This is a genomic window from Pseudomonas sp. F01002 (genome assembly GCF_004402115.1).
Classification (GTDB): domain Bacteria; phylum Pseudomonadota; class Gammaproteobacteria; order Pseudomonadales; family Pseudomonadaceae; genus Aquipseudomonas; species Aquipseudomonas frigoris.
On record NZ_SOPU01000026.1, the window covers coordinates 154,646 to 181,091 of the forward strand.

General features: G+C 55.2%; 19 protein-coding genes and 2 pseudogenes. All 21 read left to right on the forward strand.

Annotated features, from left to right (window positions below; genetic code table 11):
- Positions 1-99: 99 nt before the first annotated feature.
- The gene (locus E3W21_RS22765; RefSeq protein ID WP_134421936.1) at positions 100-459 is read left to right on the forward strand and encodes a response regulator; all 360 of its coding nucleotides are present in this window, start codon (positions 100-102) and stop codon (positions 457-459) included.
- A 165-nt stretch (positions 460-624) separates the two neighbouring features.
- Entirely contained in the window at positions 625-1,800 is a 1,176-nt protein-coding gene (locus tag E3W21_RS22770) for a PhoPQ-activated protein PqaA family protein (protein WP_134421937.1), read from the forward strand.
- Positions 1,706-2,125, forward strand: a complete 420-nt coding sequence (locus E3W21_RS32435) for a PhoPQ-activated protein PqaA family protein (RefSeq protein ID WP_134421938.1) — start codon at positions 1,706-1,708, stop codon at positions 2,123-2,125. The genes E3W21_RS22770 and E3W21_RS32435 overlap by 95 nt, the downstream gene beginning before the upstream one ends.
- A gap of 60 nt (positions 2,126-2,185) precedes the next feature.
- Positions 2,186-2,272 (forward strand): annotated as a pseudogene (locus tag E3W21_RS31945) (response regulator); the annotation flags it as partial.
- A gap of 199 nt (positions 2,273-2,471) precedes the next feature.
- Positions 2,472-6,236, forward strand: coding sequence for a hypothetical protein (locus tag E3W21_RS22785; protein ID WP_134421939.1), 3,765 nt, complete (start codon positions 2,472-2,474; stop codon positions 6,234-6,236).
- A 108-nt stretch (positions 6,237-6,344) separates the two neighbouring features.
- A complete protein-coding gene (locus E3W21_RS22790) occupies positions 6,345-7,640 on the forward strand; it encodes a glycosyltransferase (RefSeq protein WP_134421940.1) in 1,296 nt (431 codons plus the stop codon).
- 138 nt (positions 7,641-7,778) lie between these two features.
- Complete coding sequence (locus tag E3W21_RS22795; RefSeq protein WP_134421941.1) at positions 7,779-8,636, forward strand: phospholipase; 858 nt, start codon at positions 7,779-7,781, stop codon at positions 8,634-8,636.
- A 190-nt stretch (positions 8,637-8,826) separates the two neighbouring features.
- On the forward strand, positions 8,827-9,708 hold the full coding sequence (locus E3W21_RS22800; protein WP_134421942.1) for a phospholipase: 882 nt from the start codon (positions 8,827-8,829) through the stop codon (positions 9,706-9,708).
- A 79-nt stretch (positions 9,709-9,787) separates the two neighbouring features.
- Positions 9,788-10,693: an AraC family transcriptional regulator gene (locus E3W21_RS22805; protein WP_129444280.1), complete on the forward strand. Its 906-nt coding sequence runs from the start codon at positions 9,788-9,790 to the stop codon at positions 10,691-10,693.
- Between the two features lie 320 nt (positions 10,694-11,013).
- The gene (locus E3W21_RS22810; RefSeq protein WP_134421943.1) at positions 11,014-12,324 is read left to right on the forward strand and encodes a sugar ABC transporter substrate-binding protein; all 1,311 of its coding nucleotides are present in this window, start codon (positions 11,014-11,016) and stop codon (positions 12,322-12,324) included.
- Positions 12,325-12,485: 161 nt separating this feature from the next.
- The gene (locus E3W21_RS22815) at positions 12,486-13,412 is read left to right on the forward strand and encodes a carbohydrate ABC transporter permease (RefSeq protein ID WP_046055095.1); all 927 of its coding nucleotides are present in this window, start codon (positions 12,486-12,488) and stop codon (positions 13,410-13,412) included.
- A 10-nt stretch (positions 13,413-13,422) separates the two neighbouring features.
- Positions 13,423-14,253, forward strand: a complete 831-nt coding sequence (locus E3W21_RS22820) for a carbohydrate ABC transporter permease (RefSeq protein WP_129444285.1) — start codon at positions 13,423-13,425, stop codon at positions 14,251-14,253.
- Positions 14,254-14,383: 130 nt separating this feature from the next.
- Positions 14,384-15,487: an ABC transporter ATP-binding protein gene (locus E3W21_RS22825; protein WP_134421944.1), complete on the forward strand. Its 1,104-nt coding sequence runs from the start codon at positions 14,384-14,386 to the stop codon at positions 15,485-15,487.
- A 16-nt stretch (positions 15,488-15,503) separates the two neighbouring features.
- Positions 15,504-16,976 (forward strand): mannitol dehydrogenase family protein, encoded by a 1,473-nt coding sequence (locus tag E3W21_RS22830; protein ID WP_134421945.1) that lies wholly within the window; start codon positions 15,504-15,506, stop codon positions 16,974-16,976.
- Between the two features lie 158 nt (positions 16,977-17,134).
- The gene (gene xylB, locus E3W21_RS22835; protein ID WP_134421946.1) at positions 17,135-18,631 is read left to right on the forward strand and encodes a xylulokinase; all 1,497 of its coding nucleotides are present in this window, start codon (positions 17,135-17,137) and stop codon (positions 18,629-18,631) included.
- Between the two features lie 13 nt (positions 18,632-18,644).
- Positions 18,645-19,589, forward strand: a complete 945-nt coding sequence (locus E3W21_RS22840) for a carbohydrate kinase (RefSeq protein ID WP_134421947.1) — start codon at positions 18,645-18,647, stop codon at positions 19,587-19,589.
- A gap of 245 nt (positions 19,590-19,834) precedes the next feature.
- Positions 19,835-22,126 carry a type VI secretion system tip protein VgrG gene (locus tag E3W21_RS22845; RefSeq protein ID WP_134421948.1) on the forward strand — a complete coding sequence of 764 codons (2,292 nt, stop codon included), beginning with the start codon at positions 19,835-19,837 and terminating at the stop codon, positions 22,124-22,126.
- Entirely contained in the window at positions 22,123-23,691 is a 1,569-nt protein-coding gene (locus E3W21_RS22850; protein ID WP_134421949.1) for a hypothetical protein, read from the forward strand. The genes E3W21_RS22845 and E3W21_RS22850 overlap by 4 nt, the downstream gene beginning before the upstream one ends.
- Positions 23,692-23,696: 5 nt before the next feature.
- A complete protein-coding gene (locus E3W21_RS22855; RefSeq protein ID WP_178084147.1) occupies positions 23,697-24,635 on the forward strand; it encodes a PoNe immunity protein domain-containing protein in 939 nt (312 codons plus the stop codon).
- 122 nt (positions 24,636-24,757) lie between these two features.
- Positions 24,758-25,697: pseudogene (locus tag E3W21_RS22860) on the forward strand (PoNe immunity protein domain-containing protein).
- 200 nt (positions 25,698-25,897) lie between these two features.
- Positions 25,898-26,362 (forward strand): PoNe immunity protein domain-containing protein, encoded by a 465-nt coding sequence (locus tag E3W21_RS22865; RefSeq protein ID WP_134421951.1) that lies wholly within the window; start codon positions 25,898-25,900, stop codon positions 26,360-26,362.
- Positions 26,363-26,446: the final 84 nt, after the last annotated feature.

The following is a 26,446-nucleotide window of genomic DNA, read 5'->3' on the forward strand; positions in this document are numbered from 1 at the left end:
CGGCGTTGGGAACTTGTCGGGTTCCGTCACTTACTCAAACAAGAGCCCGGCGATTTCGATCGACCGGCAACCGCGAATTCAACCTGAGAACCCCCCACTATGTACTCCAACACGTCCATCATCCTTGTAGTCGAAGACGATGACATCGTGCGCATGCTGATTGTCGATGTGCTGGAGGAGCTGGAGTTCAAGGTGCTTGAGGCCGATGGCAGTGAAAAGGCGCTGGAATTCCTCAACGATGAAGATCAGTACATCGATTTGATGATGACAGACGTCGGTTTGCCGGTGATGGACGGCCGTGAATTGGCCACCCAGGCCCGGATGCTGCGCCCTGAGTTGCCGATCCTGTTTGCCAGTGGCTATGCCGAAAGCATTGATGTGCCCGAAGGTATGCACGTGATTGGTAAACCGTTTTCCATTGATCAGTTGCGCGACAAGGTCAAAGGCATGCTGGCCTGAGACAGTTGACAGGGCATCCTGGCCCCAGCACTTTTCTGCATAAACCGACGTAAGGCTGCATTTTTCGGCGTTTTTGGGCTCTGACCTGTCAAGTTTGACAGTAGAAAAGGCCGCCCGCCTGGCGTTTGATTGGACCGGTAATCCCACTCATAAGGAACCGAGTCCATGCCGAGTCGAACCGAACGCTACGCACGTAATTTTAAAATCAGCGGATTATTGCTGATGCTCATCGCCGGATATGGTTGCCAGTCAGCCTCTTCCGACAATCCCCAGCACTGCTTTGAACAGAGCGGACAGGCGTTCAGCGAAGTATTGAGCTGCTATCGCAAAGCCGAAGCCACGCAACCGCTGCGCTACATCAGTAAGGGACAAGAGCAACAGCCCGGCGTCAACATCCGGCGCTTCGAGTTGACGTCACAGTCCTGGGGCCAGGGCGGTCAAGTCGCCCCGGCAGACTGGACCCATGGAGTCGACCTGTACATTCCCGACAACGTCAAGGGTACGCGTGCCGTGCTGGTCGCCAACGACGGCGTCAACAACCCTTTGTCCGGTGAGTCTCCGGGAGCACCCAACAACTTTTCGCAGCAAACACTGCTCAACATTGCCCGCCAAACCGGTTTGATCGTAGTGGCTGTCAGTAATGTCCCTAACCAGTATTTGACCTACAACGATGACGGCGTGCCGCGTACAGAAGATGGCAGCGTTGCCCACAGCTGGAAGCTGTTCATGCAGGGTCCGAAACAACAGCCTTTTATGTCGCTGCATGTGCCGATGATGGAAGCGCTGGTCAAGGCCATGGACCTGGCGCAAAAGGAAACGCAGCCAGGCCAGGTGCGGAGTTTCCTGGCCACCGGCGCATCGAAACGCGGTTGGGCGGTATGGCTGTCCGCCCTTGCGGACTCACGCGTCGATAGCATCGTGCCGTTTGTTATTGACGTCTTGAACACGGAAAAAGTGTTCGACCAGACGTTTCTCGCCTATGGCGGTAACTGGCCACTGGCGTACATCGACTACTACATGCAAGGCGTGATAGCCCAACGCAAGACCGAGCCGTTCAAGCAGCTGATGCAGATCGAAGATCCGATGACCTATCGGAATCTGTCCGGCTACACCGACCGCTTGAAGATCCCGAAATACATCGTCAACGCCAGTGGCGATGACTTTTTCATCCCAGATGCTTCACGCCAGTATCTTGCGGATCTGCCGGGTGACAATACACTTCGGGTCATTCCCAATTCCGCCCACGATGTGCGGGCGTTTGTTGAACCTGATTCCTTATATCAAGCGGCGGCAGACCGGCAATACCGCACCGAGATTAAAGGCACAGGAACAACGCCTTGACGCCACATCGACCAAGTTGCACCTGACCTTGTCCGAAATACCGATCAGGATGACCCAGTGGACAGCCCGCAACCCGCAGGCTCGGGACTTCCGGTACAACTGCGGCGTGCGCTACACCGCAGTACAATTGCCGGCCTCAATGGACGTCCAGACGACTCTCCGTGCTCCCAAGGTGGGTTGGAGCGCAGAGTTCTTCGAAGCTGAGTACGCGGACGGCGTTGTCGAGACGACGATGGTCAAGGTTCTTCCGGATACGTATCCGAATCAGGCACCACCCGCCGACGAGACGTTTTGCAGAACGCTACCCGCCACCCTGGGTCAGTAAATCAAGACACGACAATCTCAACCCTTTTGCTCTGTGGGGTTGTCGTGTTTCCTTGATTGTGCCGAAAGCATCGACGTGCCTGATGAGCTGCATGCGATCGGCAAGCCGTTTTCCATTGATCAGTTGCGGAATAAAGTCAAAACATTATTTAAAACTGAGATAAGTCACCTGACCTCTTGCCAGTTACGGCGAAGAGGTCTTTGCAATCGAACAACAAAGCAGCCAACTAAAGCCTTAATGATTGGCAGGCAAATGCAACACACACTTACATACGCCAGCTTGCCAGCATTCAAACATTCAAAGAGGATGCCTCAAACATATCGCCCAGAAAACAAATGAACTTACCATGACCATTAAAAACACAGACATTACCTTTCAACGACAGTTATCAAGGCCTTCAACGTATATCCCACCGCAAAATCACAACAGTCAAAAAGACAATATCGAACGCCAGGAATTCCTCAGCAAATTAAAGCGTCGCGCGCAAGTCTACAGTCACTCCAAGGAAGTCAGTCTGGAAGGTGCTTCCATCTCCCTGGAGTCTGGCTCATCGTTAGAAGAAGCTCTCCAGCCCGCAAGTGCCATGTTGCGAAAGATGGTCGAAAAAGCCTCTTTCAAAAAACTTCTGATGAAACTCCAGCTATCCGAAGATTCACTGTTTGAAATCACCGCTGATGGTAAGGTCAAGGCACACTACGCAGGCAGAACCCTGAGTTTCGAGAGTGCATTCAAACTGGCTCCGGATCTGGACGATGATCTTGTTGCATTGGTTGAAATGGCGCAATTGACCGGTGGCGTCGTCACCCTTGATGACCAAGTCAGCATGACTCAATGGTTGAGATTCCATCGTTACCTCCTCCCTCGGACGGTCATCGACGCCCAGAACCTGATTGCATTCCTGGAACAGCCACAGCCCGTCAGTCCGCCATTCGGCAACTATTGGGAAATGATAAAGGCCGGGGAAAACAATCCGCTTACTATGTCATCAGCAGAGCGCAGTCGGCTTCGAGCACTTATCAAGGAATACATCAAGGGCCGGCCATTATTGGAATATCTGTCAGGCACTATTTTGGGTGGACGATCCACTCACTTCAAACGGTCTGATGCGGAGTATTTCCTGCAAAAGCTTGTTTCCAGTTCCATTGCTCTAATCTGGGCAAAAGGTATTGTACGGGACCTGGATTGGTATGGTGCGCAAGATAATCAGCCCTTATCGGATGAGTCTCTCCAGCAAATACTTTTTACTGCGCTACTGTTGGATCTCCATCCGATGGTCGGGGAGCAACAGCCGCGCAATCAAGTTGCCGGTTTCGATCTCTATGCGGCCCAACACATAGAGAAGTCTTTCGCCAGTGTTCAAACGGAGTTCGAAAGACATCTGATCAATAACCACCGGATCTCTGAACAGAACGCGGCACTGGCCTCGCATTTATTGCTGGCCGGCACCGCGCCGGAGTTCCTGGTCAAGGATTTGCCGCCTACTCTGCTAATCGGCACCCCACAATGGGTTGATTACTGCCGGATCATCGAGGTGCAGGAAATCATTTCACCGGGATCGTCGCGCTCAATGACTCATGCGCAGATACAACACCTGATGAAGTCGGACTCCGTCACCGAGTCGCAACAGACACTCAATGCCTTGGCTGCTGTAGATCCAGTGATCGACTGGGCGTTGCTCAACGGTATCGCCACCCATAATGAAGTGAACCGGTCGACCAAGGACTCGCTTGAAGTGGCAGTGGCCGCTTACGCCCGCCATGCGAAAACCTTTGCTGAAACGGCTGAAACGTTGTCTCGCCCCTTGCCGACCCGCAAGAGCGTCGCCCTGGACATCCTCAAGCAAGTCGCCAAGGGATGCACCTATCTTGAAGATGACGTCCTTCACCAAAAGAGCAATCGATCACTGGAAGACGCCTATGCCAAACCGTTTCTCATATCCCCTGTAGAACTGCACATGTCCAACGACCTGCAGACAGGTGATTGGGACTTGAAGCATGGAGAGAGTATTTATAAAGCGTTTCCAAAGATGCTCCCCAATCTGATTTCTCCGGATGGAGAGTTTTACCGTCAATTCAATCGAAACTATGTGTCACAGGCGCAGGCCATGAGTACGCATTTGAAACTGGCCCTTTCATCCTTGCCGCTTCCTGATCGGGCGCGGCTGCTGCGCGGGCAAGTGACGATATTCTCTGTACGGCCTTCAGTCGCCACTCCTCGTCCAATCAACTACCCCCCCATGATTCCATTCTCATCACTCCTTGACGTCATCACGCCGAAGGATCCCATGGAGAGTCAGAAAGACAAAGAGCGGGCCACCGGTCGTTACGGCGTGGTGATGTGCACCTACTTCGAAGGACGACTGAGTTGTTATGAGCTGTTCACCTTGCACGGAGTCTGCCGTGAAAACATTGAACTGGCCGAGCTGATCGAAAGGGAGAACCTGTTACATACAAGCCCTCGCGGTAGTGAAAAAAACTACTCCCATCCGGCACCGGTGCATCAACTGCCCACGGACATCGAGTGCTACACCCATGGAGTCACACCTGGCCTTGTCAATACCAGTCGTGGCGTCATTGAAAAGATCGGTGAACTATCAGCGACACGCCTGCCTTCGAATACTGAAAGCAAAGGCTATTACCAAAGTTTCTATTCAAATGAATTCGACCCGCTCGTGAACTTCGTGCTCAAGCACCGGCCAATCGCAACCTACGAGGAGTTGGTAAAAGAATGTTGGGGGCAAACCCGGCTGGAGGCATTGCGCGCAGAACGCGAAGAAGGGTTAAACACGTTTCTCAATATTGTCGTACCGTTCAAATCATGCATCGAAGACATCAGCTCAGACGATCAGGATCGACAGTTCCAAGGAGTAGTTGCCTGCACCCTGGAAGCTGCGATGACACTTCTGTTGGTGGTCGGGGTCATCGCTAAGGTAGCCAGTCTTGCCGCCAGAAGCATGACCCTTGCAACGAAAGCCAGCGCCATGGCCAAGACTGGCCTGGGCCTGGTGAGCAGCTTGCTAAATCCGCTGGATGGCGTTACGGATTTGCTTAAAGGTGGCGCGAAACTGTTGCGCAAAGGTTTTAACGGGAGTATTGCGGCCTTGGAAAACGCCATTTCCGATCTTCGCCGTTTGAGGGGGCAGACTCAATTCGAGCAATTGGCCAGAACCGTCGATTCAGACATCATTCGTCTTGGAACCTGGCGCCCCGTGGATTCTTCGAAAGACCTTTTCCGGGTCTGGGGTATACGCCAGAACGACGAATGGTACGCTCTGAACCGATTTGGCCAGCCTTGGGGAGCCAAACTGAAGGGTTTTGATTTCAAACTTAAACTGCCCACCCCACACTGGCATAAAGTCATGCCTAAAAGCTACGCTCGTACAGTGATCAAAGAAGGTTTACCACTCGCCAGCAAAAAAGTAGACGATGCCATCAACGTATTGAATGACCCCACGCTGATTCAAGAATCGAATGCGGTTCTTGACCTTCTGCTTGCGAATGACTCTTCCGCAGCCCGAAGTACTTACCGCGACTACCTGATTGCAGTCAAAGAGGATCTTTCAAATATCAAACCCGGCAACTTCATCCTCGACAGCAGTAAAGAAAGCGACGCAATAGCCGAGCTGCATTGGGGGCTCTACAACGATTGGAAGACCGGCAACAAGGCGCAAAATGCCAATCACGAATTCATCCGGGTCTACAGCAACAACTTCAACGATGCTTATCACAGGGATCATTTCAACCCAGGCTTCACTGCCGATACTTTCGTTCATGAAATTTTCCACGGCGCGCCGAAAACCAAAGATTTCACCTACGCCGAACACAGCGGAATATTTCAACGCGGCTCTCAGCAATTGGACGTAAGTCCACTCCTGAATCTCGCCAACGGCAAGATATCCATGGGCCTGCCGAGTTTTCCAAATACCAACTACAACCGCGGCATGGCGTTTAAAAATGCCGACTCGTTTGCATTAACGACATCGCTGCTAAGCCAATTAAAGACCAACAAGCAAGCGTATCAGCAGAATATAGCGACCATGAAAGCGGCACTCAAAAATGCCAACCATGGATACATCAGTGGGCAGACACTGGTAAAAATCAACATTCTCTGAGTTTCAGACATACCGAGTTACTGAAGCCGGGCGCATGCGACCACTACTGTACTGTGGTTTAATTGCGCCCTTTTTTGCCCCCTCGCTTGCTGCAAAGGATCACTGTTCATGACTCAGCCCCACGCAACCAAAGTCCTAGTCATTGGTTACGTCTGGCCCGAGCCCCGCTCTTCAGCGGCCGGTGGGCACATGATGCAAATTCTCGAGACCTTCTTGCAGCAAGGCTGGGACATTACGTTCAGTAGCCCGGCCGGCACCGGTGAACACCGGGCAGACCTGACGGTGCTGGGCATTCGCGAAGTCCCGATCGAATTGAACAACAGCAGTTTCGACACGTTCATCAGCGAACTGGCCCCGGATATCGTTCTGTTCGATCGGTTCATGATGGAAGAACAGTTCGGCTGGCGAGTTGAGAAGCACTGCCCCGATGCCTTGCGCGTGCTTGAGACCTCCGACCTGCAAAGCCTGCGAGATGCCCGCCATCAACGCCTCAAGGAGCGCTTGAAGGCCAGCGACGACGCCAATGATTTCAATCAACTGTTCGCGCCGGCATTACGTGAAGAGTTTGAGCTCATGGCCCAGACCGATCTGGCCAAACGGGAAATCGCAGCGATTTATCGTTGCGACTTGAGTCTGATGGTTTCCGAAGTAGAGATCGAGTTGCTGGTCGAGCAATTCAAGCTGCCGCGCCACTTGCTGCACTGGTGTCCGCTGATGGTTGATCTACCGAGCGCGCCCCCGGTTTCGTTTGAAGACCGCGCGCACTTTCTCAGCATCGGCAACTTCCGTCATGCGCCCAACTGGGATGCGGTGCTCTGGATGAAAACCACTATCTGGCCGCTGATCCGCGCGCAACTGCCCGCCGCTCAGTTGCACATATACGGTGCTTACACGCCCCCCAAGGCGACTGCGCTGCACAACGCAAGCCAGGGTTTTCATGTAATGAACTGGGCAGAAGATGCGTTAGAAGTCATGTCTGGCGCGCGTATCTGTCTTGCGCCCCTACGCTTTGGTGCTGGTATCAAAGGCAAGATTGTCGACGCCATGTTGTGTGGCACGCCCACGATCACAACGCCAATCGGCGCAGAAGCAATGCATGGCGAACATCTCTGGCCGGGGGCTGTGACCCGTACAGCACAGGCGTTCGCCGATAGCGCGGTTCAGCTGTACAAGGACGAGGCTCTGTGGACGGACGCCCAATCCCAAGGGAAGACATTGTTGGCCGATCGTTATCGACAATCGGAACATGGTCCGGCGCTGATCGAAAAGTTGTTGTATTGCCAACAATACTTGGCACAACTTAGAAGCGACAACTTTACGGGAAGCATGTTGCGTCATCACCACCATAAAAGTACGCAATACATGGCGCAATGGATTGAAGCGAAGAATCGAAATCCGTTATAGAACTCACACCAACAACAAACATTTTGCATTACCGCTGTTATTGACCGAGCCCAACATCCTCCTTATAAACACCCAGCCAAACTTAGTTAAGTTCGGCACCATCAACCCTTCTTATAAATAAATGCAAGGATGCATTAAATGAGCAACTACGCCAATAATAACTGGATGTCCGCCACGCCGGCCATTGACACTTTATCGCTCTGCGAACTGACTCTGCCTGGCACTCATAATGCTGGCTGCGACTGGAAAGCGTCCTGGCCGTTTTTCGGCCCTCCCGCCCACTGGGTGGCCTGTCAGCATGAATCGTTCTACAACCAACTGTGTCATGGGTCCCGAGCACTTGATGCCCGTTTGATTTATGACGCCACTGCCCCAGGGTTAGGAAAATTCATATTTTTACATGACAGTTACCGTTCTAACCGCACGTTGGGAAACCTGGTAACCGATCTAAATAAATTCCTTTTGGAAAACCCTGATGAATTTGTCATTCTGGATTTTCACCAACTTAAGGACGGCAAGCAACCATTTGACTTCAAATACTTCAACGACATGATATTGAGGTTTATCGGCGATCGAATGATTCCTGCCCAAAACCAGGGCCTGAGCCTTAATAGACTCAAGCAAATCAGTCCACGCCAAAGGATACTGGTCGCGACCCCATGGCACAGTGCTCTTGATCGAAATGTATTTCATGAGCAGATCAAGCACAAATGGTCTGGCAGCGGTATTACCAGCACCGCGGATTTGGAAAAGCACATTATTAATGTGCTGAAATACCCGCCAGGCACATGGGCACCATGGTCGCTTTCCACCACCAGTTACAGCGCTCTCGGCGGCCCCGTGGACATTCATGATGAGCTTAACTCCTGGTTCGACCCGAAGAAAAATGACTGGGCGTTAAAGTGCAACATCATCAATGTCGACTTTATTGAAGAGTCCAACATTGTCTCTTATTGCCGAACTGTAAACCTGACCAAAGCGAGCAAGCGAAATTAACAATTTTCGCGCCATCAAATAGCTATTCTTGTGTAAGTGTTTCCACCGCTGGCAATACTGCCACGCACCTCTATGCTGGGTCATGAAGCCTTTTGTCTCAGGCGAGTGATACGGATGTAGCACCCAGCCACATCCGACACATGAACTTCTTCTCCCCATGGATGGGGCGAATCAACGACAAGGAACTGTCATGACCCGCAATACAGCAACCACACTCGACAAACAGCGATGGATGAGCAACGTACTGGATATCGGCCAGTTGAAGCTGACTGATATTGTCTGGCCCGGCACGCACAACGCTGGCATGGACAAAAAAGCGCCCAACTATGAGGTGGTGGTCGGCAACTGGACAACGTGCCAGAACGACTCATTTGCCTGGCAACTGGCCAACGGCGCACGGGCGTTCGATATCCGGCTTGGCTGTACCGCCGGCCCGGTAGTACCGGTGTTCTACTTCCATCACAACGGCTATCAATCCCACCGCATTCTTGATGAACTGATCGACGCGGTGACGACATTCCTCGACCGAAACCCGAACGAATTCATCGTCCTCGACTTCCACCAGTTAGGGGATGCGGCGAAGCTTTTCGACTACCAACAACTCAATGATCTACTGATGCGCCGCCTGGGCTCGCGCTTGATCCGTCCTTCGGACGCGCGCAGTACAGTGGAACAGCTCAAGCGCGCCAGTTCGCAGCGCCGCATTGTCATGGCAGCACAGGCGAAACCCGGACTCGACAGTGATTATTTCTGGCCGCAAATACCTCACAAGTGGAACGGCAAGGTATTCACCGACACCATCGATCTGCAATCGCATATCCAGACCACCCTTGTGGGGGCGCCTTACGAGAGATTTCTCTGGTCTTTGCCGGCGACGTGCTATTCGCTGTTGGGTGGCCCGCAGCACATCAAAAACCAAATCAACGACTGGTTCCACACCACCCGCGACTGGGTCACCCGTTGCAGCATCATCAGCACCGATTTTTTTGACGAGGCGGATATTGTCCGCTACTGCTGGAGCGCCACCAGCATGAAAGCGGTTTACGGAGACAGGTTGCACGCGCCGGCCTAAGCGAAAGCCATAGCAGGCTGGCACAGCAGGCGCCAAAAGAGGCATGATCCGATAGCGATAACAAGAAAAGCGTCCTGACATGACCCGAACAGCCCGCGTGACAGACCCCTCCTACGAACTGATGGACGACCATAACGGGTTGTCCATCATCTATCGTCAGCACGGTTTTCCCTGCCCGTTGGTGCGCTGGCATTTTCACAAGGAATACGAACTGCACCTGATCGTCGCCAGCTCCGGCAAAGTGTTCATCGGTGACTACATCGGTAACTTCTATCCGGAATCGCTGTTTCTCACCGGCCCCAACCTGCCCCACAACTGGATTAGCCAGGTGGCCGAAGACGAAGTTGTGCCCAAGCGCGACATGCTGGTCAATTTCACGGACGAGTTGTTCGACAGCGGCCACTTGGTGTTTGCCGAGCTCAAGACGCTGGCGCCGCTGTTGGAGCGCGCCCAGTACGGCATCGAGTTTCGCTGCAAGCGCACTATCCGCCAGGCCATGACTTTGATGCAGCGCATCGCCGACACCAAAGGCGTTACGCGCCTCGGGCACTTTTTCATTCTGCTGGAGTTGCTGGCGACCTCTGACGACTATCAGCTGCTGTCCGGGGCCACGACACCGCAATTGGCCGACGAGCACAATATTGATCGCACCAACCGGGCGGTGGATTACATCTTCGCGCATTACGCCCGTGAACTGCCGCTGGAGGAAGTCGCCGAGCATTTGGGCATGAAGCCGACTTATTTCAGTCGAGTGTTCAAGCAAGCCACCGGCCGTTGTTTCATCGAATTCGTCAATCGACTGCGCATCAGCAAATCCTGTGAGCTGTTGGCCGACGGTGACAAACCGGTAACCGATGTGTGTTTCGAATCGGGCTTCAACAATATTTCCAACTTCAATCGGCGCTTTCAGCAACTCAAGGGCATGACGCCGTCCCATTACCGGCGGTTGGCGGTGCAGCGGTTGACTGAGCAAAATCTCGGGTAAAGAAAGATCAAAAGATCGCAGGCTTCGCCAGCTCCTACAGGGGATCGCATTCCAATGTAGGAGCTGGCGGAGCCTGCGATTTTTTGATCTTGGGGCCCGAAAACCTGTACGGAATCCATAGGGTCTAACCGCTAAAAAGCCGTTCCCTGCACCTCTCCTTCCAAACCCAAGTGCAAAATAGTATCGACTCAAGTGCGATGGATGATTTGTCACGTCATCAATTGAAGGCTGTAATCAGTGCACATTCTTCCTGCCGTCGGAAGACACAAAAACAATAACTGTCCTTCTGTAACCCGCCGGGTGCAGAAAAGGAGTGCACGATGCAACCTTCTGTAAAAGCTCTGCTTGCCCTCACCTGCATGACCCTCAGCAGCGTCAGCCTCGGCGCCCAGACCCTGACCATCGCCACCGTCAACAACAGCGACATGATCCGCATGCAAAAACTCTCGAAAACCTTCGAGGCCGAGCACCCGGACATCAAGCTCAATTGGGTGGTGCTGGAAGAAAATGTCCTGCGCCAACGCCTGACCACCGACATCGCCACTCAGGGCGGACAGTTCGATGTACTGACCATTGGCATGTACGAAGCCGCACTCTGGGGCGCCAAGGGTTGGCTGGAGCCGATGAAGGATTTGCCGGCCAGCTACGCCCTCGACGATGTGTTTCCATCGGTGCGTGAAGGCCTGTCGGTCAAGGGTTCGCTGTATGCCTTGCCCTTCTACGCTGAAAGCTCCATCACCTATTACCGCACCGATCTGTTCAAGGAAGCCGGGCTGACCATGCCCGAGCATCCGACCTGGACCCAGATCAGTGAATTCGCCAGCAAGCTCACCAATAAGGATAAAGAACAGTACGGCATTTGCCTGCGCGGCAAGGCCGGTTGGGGCGAGAACATGGCGCTGATCACCACCGTCGCCAATGCCTATGGTGCGCGCTGGTTCGATGAGCAGTGGAAGCCGGAATTCACCGGCCCCGAGTGGAAAAACGCGCTGAACTTCTACGTCGACACCATGAAGAACTCCGGTCCACCGGGTGCATCGAGCAACGGTTTCAACGAAAACCTCGCGCTGTTTAACAGTGGCAAGTGCGCGATCTGGGTCGATGCCAGCGTCGCCGGTTCCTTCGTCACCGACAAGACCCAAAGCAAGGTCAGCGACCACGTCGGTTTCACCTACGCACCGCACGAGACCACCGACAAGGGCTCGGCTTGGTTGTATTCCTGGGCGCTGGCGATTCCGACCAGTTCCAAGGCCAAGGACGCCGCGAAAACCTTCAGCGCCTGGGCCACTTCCAAAGAATATGGAGCGTTGGTTGCCGAGAAAGACGGCATTGCCAATGTACCGCCAGGTACCCGCGCTTCGACGTACAGCGATGAGTACATGAAGGCCGCGCCGTTCGCCAAGGTGACCCTCGAGTCGCTGAAAGCCGCGGACCCGAGCAAACCGACCCTCAAGCCCGTGCCGTATATCGGCATCCAGTTGGTGACCATTCCTGAATTCCAGGCCGTGGGCACCCAGGTCGGCAAGCTGTTCTCGGCGGCACTGATCGGCCAGACCACGGTCGACCAGGCCCTGACCGCTGCCCAGTCAACCACAGAACGTGAAATGAAGCGCGCCGGTTACCCCAAGTAACCCCGCTGCTATCGCCTTCTGTGGGAGCGAGCTTGCTCGCGATGACGGCCTCCCATTCAACATTGTGGGTGACTGATCCACCGCCATCGCGAGCAAGTCGGATCGCCGCACCGTCGCTCCCACAGGATCTTCATAGGTCTGCATGAGTCGGTTCTATCGCCATGAATATTTCAACTGCCAAAGCTCACATGGACATTCCCCAACCGGTGCGTAAAAGCCGGTTGGCCAACCCCGGCTGGTTCCTGGTCAGCCCCTCGGTGGCCTTGTTGCTGCTGTGGATGATCGTGCCGCTGGGCATGACCGTTTACTTTTCGCTGATCCGTTACAACCTGCTCTACCCCGGTGAGAACGAGTTCGTCGGACTGGAGAACTTCAGCTACTTCCTCAGTGACTCCGGTTTCCTGCCCGGCGCCACCAACACCTTGTTGCTGGTCGGCAGCGTGCTGCTGATCAGCGTGGTGTTCGGCGTGTTGATCAGTGCGCTGCTGGAGGCCAGTGAGTTTCTCGGTCGCGGCATCGTACGGGTGATGCTGATCTCGCCATTTTTCATCATGCCCACCGTCGGTGCGCTGATCTGGAAGAACCTGATTTTCCACCCGGTGTCGGGGATCCTCGCCTACGTCTGGAAGCTGTTCGGCGCGCAGCCGGTGGACTGGCTGGCGCATTACCCGCTGCTGTCGATCATCATCATTGTGTCCTGGCAATGGCTGCCGTTCGCGATCCTGATCCTGATGACCGCCATGCAGTCCCTCGACCAGGAGCAGAAAGAAGCCGCGCGCCTCGACGGTGCCGGGCCGATCGCTATCTTCTGGCACCTGACCCTGCCGCACCTGGCACGCCCGATTGCGGTGGTGGTGATGATCGAAACCATCTTCCTGCTCTCGGTGTTCGCCGAAATCTTCACCACCACCAACGGCGGCCCCGGCTACGCCTCGACCAACCTCGCCTACCTGATCTACAACCAGGCGCTGGTGCAGTTCGACGTCGGCATGGCGTCCGCCGGTGGCTTGATCGCGGTGGTGATCGCCAACATCGCAGCCATCGTGCTGGTGCGGATGATCGGCAAAAACCTGACAGACAAAGCCTGAGGCCTGCGCCATGACCCTTCAACAATCCCGCCGCCTGCAAAGCCTGCTGCTCGGCACCCTGGCCTGGGCCATCGCGATCCTGATCTTCTTCCCGATCTTCTGGATGGTGATGACCAGTTTCAAAACCGAAATCGATGCGTTCGCCACGCCGCCGCAGTTCATCTTCACGCCGACGCTTGCGAACTACCTGCACATCAACGAGCGCAGCGATTACTTCAGCTTCGCCTGGAACTCGGTGGTGATTTCCTTCAGCGCCACAGCTCTGTGCCTGCTGATCGCGGTGCCGGCGGCCTACTCGATGGCGTTCTACGAAACCAAACGCACCAAAGGCACGCTGCTGTGGATGCTCTCCACCAAGATGCTGCCACCGGTGGGCGTGCTGATGCCGATCTACTTGCTGGCCAAGAGTTTCGGCCTGCTCGATACGCGCATCGCGCTGATCGTGATCTACACGCTGATCAACCTGCCGATCGTGGTCTGGATGATTTACACCTACTTCAAGGACATCCCCAAGGACATCCTCGAAGCCGCGCGCCTGGACGGTGCCACGTTGTGGCAGGAAATGGTCCGGGTGCTGCTGCCGATCGCCAAGGGTGGCCTGGCGTCCACGGTGCTGTTGTCGCTGATCCTGTGCTGGAACGAGGCGTTCTGGTCCTTGAACCTGACCTCGTCGAAAGCCGCGCCGCTGACCGCATTGATCGCCTCGTACTCCAGTCCCGAAGGTCTGTTCTGGGCCAAGTTGTCGGCGGTGTCGACGCTGGCCTGCGCGCCGATCCTGATCTTCGGCTGGATCAGCCAGAAACAATTGGTCCGCGGCCTGTCGTTCGGCGCCGTGAAATGAATCAAAAGCAAAAGATCGCAGCCTGCGGCAGCTCCTACAGGGGCACCGCATCGGCCGGACGTTCCGTGTAGGTGCTGCCGAAGGCTGCGATCTTTTGATCTTAAAAAACAACAAGCGGAGGCCCACCACCATGGCCAACCTGAAAATCAAGAATCTGCAAAAAGGCTTCGAAGGCTTTTCCATCATCAAAGGCATCGACCTGGAAGTGAACGACCGCGAGTTCGTGGTGTTCGTCGGGCCGTCGGGCTGCGGCAAATCCACCCTGCTGCGCCTGATCGCCGGCCTGGAAGAAGTCAGCGGCGGCACCATCGAACTCGATGGCCGCGACATCACCGAAGTCAGCCCGGCCAAGCGCGACCTGGCGATGGTGTTCCAGACCTACGCCCTGTACCCCCACATGAGCGTGCGCAAAAACATGTCGTTTGCCCTCGACCTGGCTGGCGTACCGAAAGCCGAAGTCGAGAAGAAAGTCGGCGAAGCGGCACGCATCCTCGAACTCGGGCCGATGCTCGAACGCAAGCCGAAACAGTTGTCCGGCGGCCAGCGTCAGCGCGTGGCCATCGGCCGGGCCATCGTGCGCAACCCGAAAATTTTCCTGTTCGACGAACCGCTGTCCAACCTCGACGCCGCCCTGCGCGTACAGATGCGCCTGGAACTGCTGCGCCTGCACAAAGAACTGCAAGCCACGATGATCTACGTGACCCACGACCAGGTCGAAGCCATGACCATGGCCGACAAGGTTGTCGTACTCAATGGCGGAAAAGTCGAACAAGTCGGCTCGCCCCTGGACCTGTATCACCAACCGGCCAATCTGTTTGTCGCCGGATTCCTTGGCACGCCGAAAATGGGTTTCCTCAAGGGCAAAGTCACCCGCATTGAGCGCCAGAGCTGCGAAGTGCTGCTGGACGCCGGCACCCGCATCACGTTGCCGCTGAGCGGCGCCAACCTGAGTGTCGGTGGCGCGGTCACCCTGGGCATTCGTCCGGAACACCTGAACCTCGCGCGAACCGGCGACTGCACCTTGCAGGTCACCGCCGACGTCAGTGAACGCCTGGGCAGCGACACCTTCTGCCACGTGGTGACCTCGTCCGGTGAAGCGCTGACCATGCGCGTTCGCGGCGACCTGGCCAGCCGTTATGGCGAGTCGCTGAGCCTGCACCTGGACGCCGAGCACTGCCATTTATTCGATGCCGACGGTGTGGCGCTGACCCGCCCGTTGCGCGCTGCGGCCTGATTTTAGAGAGCATGTGATGAAACTCAATAAACAGAACCTCAACCGCCTCGCCCCCGAGGTGGTCCTGCCCGCCTACGCCCTGAGCGACACCCGCCAAGGCATCGCGCACATCGGCGTCGGCGGTTTCCACCGGGCGCATCAGGCGTATTACACCGATGCGTTGATGAATACCGGCGAAGCCCTGGACTGGGCCATTTGCGGCGTCGGCCTGCGCGCCGAAGACCGCCGCGCCCGGGACGACTTAAAGGAACAGGACTATCTGTTCACGTTGTTTGAACTGGGTGATACCGACGACACCGAAGTTAGGGTCATCGGCGCGATTCGCGACATGCTTTTGGCCGAAGATGGCGCGGCAGCGCTGATCGACAAACTCGCCAGCCCCGAGATCCGTATCGTTTCGCTGACCATTACCGAAGGCGGCTATTGCATCGACGACAGCAACGGCGAGTTCATGGCCCAGCTGCCGCAAATCCAGCACGACCTGGCACACCCGAACGCACCGAAAACCGTGTTCGGTTTTCTCTGCGCCGCGCTGGCCAAACGTCGCGCAGCCGGCACGCCGGCATTCACCTTGATGTCCTGCGATAACCTGCCGCACAACGGCGCGGTCACCCGCAAAGCGTTACTGGCGTTCGCCGCCCTGGGCGATGCCGAGCTAGGGGACTGGATCGCCACCAACGTGAGTTTCCCCAACGCGATGGTCGATCGCATCACGCCGATGACCAGCACCGAACACAAGCTGCAACTGCACGATAAACACGCTATCGACGACGCCTGGCCGGTGGTCTGTGAACCCTTCGTGCAATGGGTACTGGAAGACAAGTTCGTCAACGGTCGTCCGGCCTGGGAAAAGGTCGGCGTCCAGTTCACCGACGACGTCACGCCCTACGAAGAGATGAAAATCAAACTGCTCAACGGCAGTCACCTCGCACTCACTTATCTGGGTTTTTTGAAGGGTTACCGCTTCGTTCACGAAACCATGAACGACCCGCTGTTCGTGCGCTACATGCGTGCCTACATGGACCTGGACGTGACCCCGCAACTCTCACCCGTGCCGGGGATTGACCTGACCGAGTACAAAAACACCCTGGAGGCGCGCTTCTCCAACCAGGCGATTGCCGATCAGCTGGAGCGCGTGTGTTCGGACGGTTCGTCGAAGTTTCCGAAGTTCACGGTGCCGACGATCAATCGATTGATTGCTGATGGACGAGAGACCAAACGTGCAGCGTTGGTGGTGGCGGCCTGGGCGTTGTACTTGAAAGGTGTGGACGAGAATGGCGATACGTACTCCATTCCGGATCCACGGGCGGCGTTCTGCCAGGCACTGGTGACCGATGATGCGTTGATCACCCAGCGGTTGCTGGAGGTTGAGGAAATTTTTGGTGCCGCGATTCCGCATTCACCGGAGTTCGTGGCGGCGTTTGAGTGGTGCTGTAACAGCTTGCGGGATGTTGGGGTGACAAAAACGTTGGAGCGGGTACTGGCGTAAGTACGGCGGTGAACCTGCTGCCGTCTTCGCGAGCAAGCCCGCTCCCACATTAGATAGCTGGCGTATACAACATTTGTGGCCACCTCAGATCAAGTGTGGGAGCGGGCTTGCTCGCGAAAGGTTTCAACGAGATCGACCTGACACACCAAGGACATCCCATGGCAAACCAACAACTATTCCTCGGAATCGACTGCGGCACCCAAGGCACCAAAGCCATCATCCTCGACGCCGTCAGCGGTCAGGTGCTGGGCCAGGGCGCTGCAGCGCACAGCCTGATCAGTGGCGCCAATGGCCACCGCGAGCAAGACACCTCACAATGGCTGGAAGCCTTCGCGCTTGCCACCCGCCGTGCATTGCTCGCGGCAAAGGTCGACGGCCAGGACATCCTCGGCATCGGCGTTTCCGGCCAGCAACATGGGTTGGTGCTGCTCGACGATCAGGGCCAGGTGCTGCGTCCGGCCAAACTCTGGTGTGACACCGAATCCACCCCGGAAAACGACCGTCTGCTGACCCATCTGGGTGGCGAAAAAGGCTCGCTGGAACGCCTCGGCGTTGTGATCGCGCCGGGCTACACCGTCTCCAAACTGCTCTGGAGCAAAGAACAACACCCGCAGATTTTCGCTCGCATCGCCCGCATCCTGCTTCCCCATGACTACCTCAACTATTGGCTCACCGGCCGCAGTTGCAGCGAGTACGGCGACGCCTCGGGCACCGGCTATTTCAACGTGCGCACCCGCCAGTGGGATTTGCAGCTGCTGCGTGACATCGATCCCACCGGGCGACTGCAAGCCGCGCTGCCGGAGCTGATCGACGCTCATCAAGCGGTCGGCACGATCCTGCCGAGCATCGCCGAACACCTGGGCATCAACCCGCAGGCGCTGGTATCCAGCGGCGGTGGCGACAACATGATGGGCGCCATCGGCACCGGCAACATCAAGCCCGGCGCTATCACCATGAGCCTCGGTTCTTCGGGGACGATATACGCCTATGCGGATCAACCGAAGGTCAGTGCGGACGCTTCAGTCGCAACGTTCTGCTCCTCCAGCGGTGGCTGGCTGCCGCTGATCTGCACCATGAACCTGACCAACGCGACCGGTGTGATTCGGGAGTTGTTCGAGCTGGATATCGAACAGTTCAATGCCCTCGTCGCGCAAGCACCCATCGGTGCCGAAGGCGTGTGCATGCTGCCGTTCCTCAACGGCGAGCGCGTCCCCGCCCTGCCCCATGCCACCGGCAGCTTGCTGGGGTTGACGATGACCAACCTGACTCAGGCCAACCTGTGCCGCGCGGTGGTCGAAGGCACGACCTTCGGTTTGCGTTATGGACTGGACCTGCTGCGCCAGAATGGCTTACAAAGCCGCAGCATCTGCCTGATCGGCGGCGGCTCGAAAAGCCCGGTGTGGCGGCAGATCGTCGCTGACATCATGAACACCCCAGTCATCTGCACCGAACAAAGCGAAGCCGCGGCCCTTGGCGCCGCGATTCAGGCCGCGTGGTGCAAGTCCTGGGCAAACGGGCATGAAGACAGTCTGGCGGACCTTTGCGAGCGTTGCGTGAAGCTCGATCCAGCCAGCGAAACCTTGCCGATGGCAGACAATGTGGCAGCCTGTCAGCAGGCCTACGAACGCTATCAACAGCATGTCGCAACCCTTTAAAGAGTGAATAACTATGTACCTGGTGTGTGGCGAAGCGCTGTTCGATTTCTTCAGTGAAGACGATGCCAGCGGCCTGGCTTCAAAAGTGAATTTCAAGGCGATTGCCGGCGGCTCGCCGTTCAATGTCGCGGTGGGTTTGCGCCGTTTGGGCGTGGACGCGGCGCTGTTTGCCGGCCTGTCCACCGACTACCTCGGTCGACGCTTGCAGCAGGTCCTGCAGGATGAAGGCGTGCGCCCGGATTACCTGGTGGATTTCGCTGCGCCTACGACCCTGGCGATGGTGGCCGTCGGTGCCAATGGTTCGCCGCATTACAGCTTCCGGGGTGAAGGCTGCGCGGATCGTCAGCTGAAAACCGAGCATCTTCCGGTACTGGGCCCTGAGGTACGCGGCCTGCACATCGGTTCGTTTTCGCTGGTGGTGCAACCGATTGCCGACACACTGTTGGCATTGGTGCAACGGGAAAGCGGTAAGCGCTTGATCAGCCTTGATCCCAACGTGCGGCTCAATCCTGAGCCGAATATCGACCTGTGGCGTTCGCGGATTGCGACCTTGGTTGAGCTGGCTGACCTGATCAAAGTCAGCGATGAAGATTTGAGCCTGTTGTATCCCGAGCAGGATCCGCAACGGGTAATTGAAGGCTGGCTGCAGCATCGCTGTCAGTTGGTGTTTCTGACCCGTGGTGGTGAGGGTGCGACGGTGTTCAGCCGTCTGCATGGCTCCTGGTCTGTGCCGGCGAGCTCAGTGAAAATCGCCGACACCGTGGGCGCTGGCGATACGTTCCAGGCGGCGTTGATTACCTGGCTGACGGAGCAGCAGCTGGATTCGGTTGAGGGCGTGCAATCGCTCAGCCGCGAGCAGATCGACGGGATGCTGAAATTTGCGGTGCAAGCCGCGGCGCTGACCTGCAGCAAGACCGGGCCCGATTTGCCATATCGCCAGGAGTTGGATCTTCGCTGAGTTTGAGGGCCTCTTCGCGAGCAAGCCCGCTCCCACATTCGATCGCGATCCAATGTGGGAGCGGGCTTGCTCGCGAAGGCGGTATCACTTACACCGCCATCAATCGGGGGTCAGCGGCAATGACGGCATAGGCTGTTACCGACTTCAGACGACATTAGTCGGTAAATGACTGCCCGTTGCCTTGAACGAGTCGCTTTAATCCTGCACCATCCGCCCCAGCTTATTCAAAGGACGGAATTAAAGGCATGCTGGACGCGAACGCAACCCATATTTCCCTGACGCTGGAAGGCGTTTCCGTTGACCTTCAGGTACTCAGCTTCGTCGGTCGCGAAACCCTCAACCAGCCGTTCTGCTTCGACATCGAACTGGTCAGCGCCCGCCCCGACCTGAAACTCGAAGAGTTGCTGCACAAGCCCGGCTGCCTGACCTTCGGCGCCACCGGCAAAGGCATCATCCACGGTCTGGTGTACCGCATCGAGCAAGGCGATTCCGGCAAAAGCCTGACCCGTTACAGCATCAGCCTGGTGCCGCAACTCGCCTACCTGCGCCACAACCATGACCAGCAGATTTTCCAGCATTTAAGTGTGCCGAAGATTATCGCTGAGGTCCTCGAAGCGCGCGGCATTCTGGCCGATGCCTACAGCTTCCAGCTCGGCGCGATCTACCCGGAACGCGATTACTGCGTGCAGTACGACGAATCCGACCTGCATTTCATCCAGCGTCTGTGCGAAGAAGAAGGCATTCACTTCCACTTCCAGCACTCGTCCAGCGGCCACAAACTGGTGTTCGGCGACGATCAGACGGTATTCCGCAAACTCGCGCCCGTGGCCTATCAGCAAGACTCCGGCATGGCCGCCGAGAAACCGGTGATCAAGCGCTTCAACCTGCGTCTGGAAACCCGCACCACCCGCGTCAGCCGCCGCGATTACGACTTCGAGAAACCGCGCATCCTGCCCGAGGGCTCCGCCAAAAGCGCGTTCGCCCCGGACCTGGAAGACTACGACTACCCCAGCCGTTTCACCGACCGCGAACGCGGCAAGCAACTGGCAACCCGCGCCCTGGAACGCCACCGCAGCGACTACAAACTTGCCGAAGGCAAAGGTGACGAGCCAACCCTGGTCAGCGGCCACTTCATGGCCCTGAGCGAACACCCGCGCGCCGAGTGGAACGACCTCTGGCTACTGTTGGAAGTGGTGCACGAAGGCAAACAGCCGCAAGTGCTCGGCGCAAACGTCACCAGCGACGTCACCCAGAACAAAGACGATTTCCACCAGGGCTACCGCAACCGCTTCCTCGCCACCCCGTGGGACGCGCACTTCCGCCCTGCCCTCGAACACCGGAAACCCAAAGTCCTTGGCAGTCAGACCGCCATCGTCACCGGCCCCAAGGGCGAAGAAATCCACACCGACCAATACGGTCGCGTCAAAGTTCAGTTCCACTGGGACCGCGAAGGCCAGGCCGACGACAACACCAGCTGCTGGCTGCGCGTCGCCACTGGCTGGGCCGGCAGCGCCTACGGCGGCATCGCCATCCCGCGCATCGGCATGGAAGTGCTGGTGTCGTTTATGGAAGGCGACCCCGACCAACCACTGATCACAGGCTGCCTGTACCACAAGGAAAACGTCGTCCCGTACGACCTGCCGGCGAACAAGACCCGCAGCACCTTCAAGACGCTCAGCTCACCGGGCGGCAACGGTTACAACGAGTTTCGGATTGAAGACAAGAAAGGCGCAGAACAGATCTACCTGCATGCCCAGCGGGATTGGGATGAAAACATTGAGCATGACCAGAAGATTCGCGTCGGCAACGAGCGACACGACACGGTCGAGGCCAATGTTTTAAGCGAGTTCAAGGTTGAAGAACATCGCATCACCCACCTCGACCGCAAGACTGAAACCCGGGCGGATGATCACCTCACCGTTGGCGTGACTCAACATGTGAAGGTGGGGACGGCGCAGTTTGTCGAGGCCGGTCAGGAGATTCACTACAACGCCGGGCAAAAGGTTGTGGTTGAGGGAGGCATGGAGCTGACGGCCAAGGCTGGCGGGAGCTTTGTGAAAGTGGATGCGGGGGGCGTGACGATCAGTGGCGCCAACGTCAAGGTCAACTCCGGGGGTGGGCCAGGTTCCGGCACCGGCATCGGCATCCTCGCCCCGCTGATTCCAGGCCTCGCCGCTGCCGACATCGCCGGTCGCCTGATGAAAGAAGCCAAGTCCAATCCGACCTGGCTGGAATTGAACCTGCATTACGACAACCTTGAGCCCGTGCCGGGCGCCTCCTACCGCGTTGACTTTGCGGACGGCTCGACCCGTGAGGGTGTTCTGGACGATGACGGCTTTGCCCGGTTGGAGGATGTCCCGAAAGGACCGGCCAAGGTGTATTACGGCGAGGATCCGAGGCCGTACAACCGTGAAAGCGTAGCGATTGTGCAGAACTCGGACGAAAAGGTTAACGCAGATTTACGCAAGCTCGGCCTGGACCCGGACCAGGTTGATTTACAAGCATTAGTGGAGAAAGCCGCAGGGAGGCTGTCATGAGTGACGAAGTAGTTGAGAGTGCAAACGAAGGTGACGAAGACCGCAGCGCCGCTTACCAAGAGGCCGCGGTAGAACTGGCAAAAGGCATCGCGCTCGGCGCAGTGCCGTTTCTTGGCCAGGCCATCGACGCCTACGACACCATCGAATCCTCAATCGTCCTCTACAACGCAGAGTCGACGGACGGAAAGGAAGACGCGCAATTTGACCTGCTGATGGCCGTCATCGGCTGGGTTCCAGGACCGGGCGACGGGCTGAAGAAGAGCCTGCGCATCGTCAACAAAGACCCGCAACGCTACGCCCCTGTACTGTTCGACCTACTTCGCTTCGTACTGCAAGAGTGCGGGATCAAAACCAGCCCCGAAGAACTGCTCAAGCAAATATTCGATGCAGGCAAACTGCGCGGTGAACTCGACGAGATCATCACCGGCGTAAAAGGCTCGTCGACTTTCCAGAGCCTTCCAAACTGGGCAAAAACGTCGGTCGTCACCGTCCTCGCCGCCTCCCGCGACAACATGCCTGCCATGGTGGGGATTGTCGAGAAGCGGCTGGTTAAATGGAAAGGCATGCAGCGTAATAGTTCGGCGGCCTCCTCCGGGTCAAGTCACCCGAAAAGAGTGGAAAAACCTGCAAGCAAAGATTCGGCTGTTGCGGCAAAGGGAACAGATGGTGCGAGCGGCACCCATTCCAACCAGGTTGAAGCCTCCAAAGTAGGTCTTCAGGCCCCTTCCAGTATTTTGAATGAAGGGCTGGGGGTTAGTGGGGAGCACATTGCCGATTACATTTGTGCGGTGGAGTTTGGTTGGGGTAAGGATTGGGATGGGCATGATAAAGGGGCGGATGGGAGGTGGCTTGAGGGGGTGCCGAGTGCGAGTAAGACGGGGAAACTTTCGGCGGGGGGAAGTCCGAAGGCAAAGCACGTTCTCTACAAACTGTCTGATGGCGCTAATGGAACAGGGATAGATGCCGTTTGGCGAGCCAACCCTGCCAACAATGGAGGCGAGAAATTTGCCATTGTTGAGGCTAAGGCAAGCCGGGACGAGGATGCGCCAAAATTCATGCGTAAACCGAATAACACGCGAAAACCTGGAATCGGCTCAAGGCTAGGCGTATCAGGATTGGGTGATCCCAGCGAGCTACTTGAGCCTATAGAAGACGAGCAAAATGTCGCTGCAAGCAAAAAGCCACGTCCTGCAAGGACTGGCAGAGCAAAGCCAAAAGCCAATACAACTTCAGAAGCCACTCCCACCAAAAACAAGCAAGTTCTAGTCCAAATGAGTACCCAATGGATACTTAGAAACCTTGGTAAAGCAGTCTCTGGCCGTGCTCTTCTCGGACAGATAGAGGCCTCCTACAGTCGGCACCTTTTTTATTCTCCCCTTTACCATCCAAGCTCAAGCCCTAAAGAGCACGCAGAGGCAAGGCTAAAAAATTCTAATGAAGGCGAACATCAAGCGCACAAAGCCTTTCATTACAATGAATCCGAGGTTAAAGGATTTGTAAACAAACGCAAAAAGTCCCTAGCCAAAAAATATGGCGCTTTGGACACACTTAAGATTGAGGCATGAATTCTATGAACAAACGACAGAAATTCTTTAGTGAAAAACACTACGAAAATTTCCTTAGAGAACATGATGAAGTCATAGAATTTTTCAAAACCAACAAATTCAAATCTGACTCTGTCGAAGAAGAAGCTTCTCTTCGCTCAGCATTTTTCCAGACTTTAGCTCTCGATAGACTTCTTGCCAGCTATACCGCAGGGGAGAACATAGAATCTCTTATTCCTCTGCTTGAGGACCTGATTGATAAGTACGAAGCTCGTCAGAAAACTCTAGCTGAGTATGAGAACTCACCAAAAATGTCGCCGCTGGCATTGGATGACTGGCCTGATCAATACGAAGAAGCTGTTCAAGTTATCGGCCTGTGCATCCTATTGCACCGGACTGACCTGCTACCGCGCTTCGTCAAGCTCATAGATGAAGCCGGCTATGCCGGTGACGACACTCTTTATGAAGACTTACTGAAGAAAGTCCTTCCTCATCGGCACGATGTCGACCGGTGGTATCACGACGTGTATACGCCACTCATCCAAGCTGTCTACATCGATAGTAAAGAAGAGGCTTCAAAGCTACTCAAAAAATATTGCCAACAATGGTATCCAGCCTTCAAACAAGCTCCTTGGCACGATACTCATCTTCAAGGAGAGGAAGGTAACTATGTAGGCTATTGGGCTATAGAAGCGGGGGCAATCGCATTTTTGTACGGTATAGACGACAGCAAAATTGATCATATGGTGTATCCAAAGGACTTGGTCGAATACGCCAGAAATTACCAGCCGACCAATGGATCCCAGGTTGCTCGTGTAGATGCAGGACAACCATGCAGCAAGACTGGCTATTGGTTTACACCGGCAAAAGCAGAGTCTCGTCGTCACTTTAATCAAGGCGTTATAATGCCAGGGTTCAGTGACTCCCTTTGGGGCGATACTATTTGGTATTGGTCGGGAGAATAATGATAAGCGAGACAGATTGACCGGGCCTCATCCAGTCATTAGTCAGATGGGCGGACAACCGCCCATTGAATCATGGTGAAAGCCACTACTTCACAGAACAACCTCCCCCTTTGCTGATATCTATGAACAAACGACAAAAATTCTTTAGTGAAAAACACTACGAAAATTTCCTTAGAGAATATGATGAACTCATAGAGTTTTTTAAAATAAATAAATTTAAATCCGACTCTGCGTTAGAAGAAGCCTCTCAACGCGCAAAATACTTCCAGACTCTGTCTCTAGACAAGCTGCTCGCGACTTATACTGCCGGGGAGAACATAGAGTCACTTATCCCCCTGCTTGAAGAGTTGATTGAAAAGTACGAAATTCGTCAGAAAGCCCTAGCAGAGTATCAAGGCGCCCAAAATATCTCGCCCCTTGCAATAGATGACTGGCCAAATCAATACGAAGAAAGCCGTCCAAGTGATCAGCTTGTGTGTCCTATTGCACCGCACCGACCTGCTTCCACGCTTCGTAAAGCTTATAGATGAAGCGGGTTATGCGGGTGACGACACACTTTACGAAGACTTACTGAAGAAAGTATTGCCTCACCGGCATGATGTCGATCAGTGGTATCACGACGTGTATACACCACTCATTCAAGCGGTTTATAGCGACACTAAAGAAGAAGCGTCAAAATTACTAAAAATATTGCCAACAATGGTATCCAGCGTTCAAGCAGGCTCCGTGGCACGACACCCACCTTCAGGGAGAGGGCGGAACCTACGTCGGCTATTGGCCTTTGAGGCTGGCGCGATTGCCTTTCTATACGACATAGACGACAGCAAAATCGATCATATGGTTTATCCAAAAGCATTGGTCGAATACGCTAGAAACTATAAGGGTGATATTGGTTCCCAGATCAATCGTATTGTTGCTGGCGAGCCCTGCAGCAAAACGGGTTATTGGTTTACCCCAGCGCAAGTCAACTCAAGACGCCACTTCCAACAAGGTGAAATCATGCCAAGCTGCAGTGAATCAAAATGGGGAGATACTATTTGGTATTGGTCAGGTGAAGAATGATGGGTGTGACAGCTTGACCCTGTTTCAGCCAATCAACAATCGAATGGGCGAACAATCGCCCATTGCTTAGCCAAATAAATCCGCCCCCTTAATTCGCCTTTATGCCGAGCACGAAGTCAAAGCTTTCGTGAACAAACATAAAAAAATATTTAGCCAAAAAATATGGCTCGTTAGATTCACTTAAGCTGGAGGCATAAAACATGATTAAAAGACAGAAATTTTACAGCGAGAATCATTATAAAAATTTCTTGAGAGGACATCACGAAGCAATTGAGTTCTCCAAGACAAACACTTTCCAATCAGACTCGCCCGAAGGCGAAGCGACGATTCGCGCAAGATTTTTTCAACGCTTAGCACTTCGCAAGCTGACGGCTGCATATACCGTAGGAGAAGAGATATCCGCTCTCATCCCACTCCTTGAAGACCTAATTGACCAGTATGAAATCAGACAGGAAAAGCTGGCAGAGTCTGAAAAATCCCCTGGCATATCACCACTCTCGATAGACGACTGGCCACACGAATATGAAGAGTGCGTGCAGGTAATAGGCTTTTGCATTCTATTGCATCGCACAGACCTCCTTAAGCGATTCGTAAGATTAATCGACAATGCAGGGTATGCGGGTGATGAGTATCCGCTCCATGAACTCCACATTCCAAGCGGATAGCTGACGGCTGATGCTGTGCTCCCGATTTCCATCAGGAGCCCATCACCATGATGCGTCCCAATGCCAGCGTTGAAAAAGTGTACC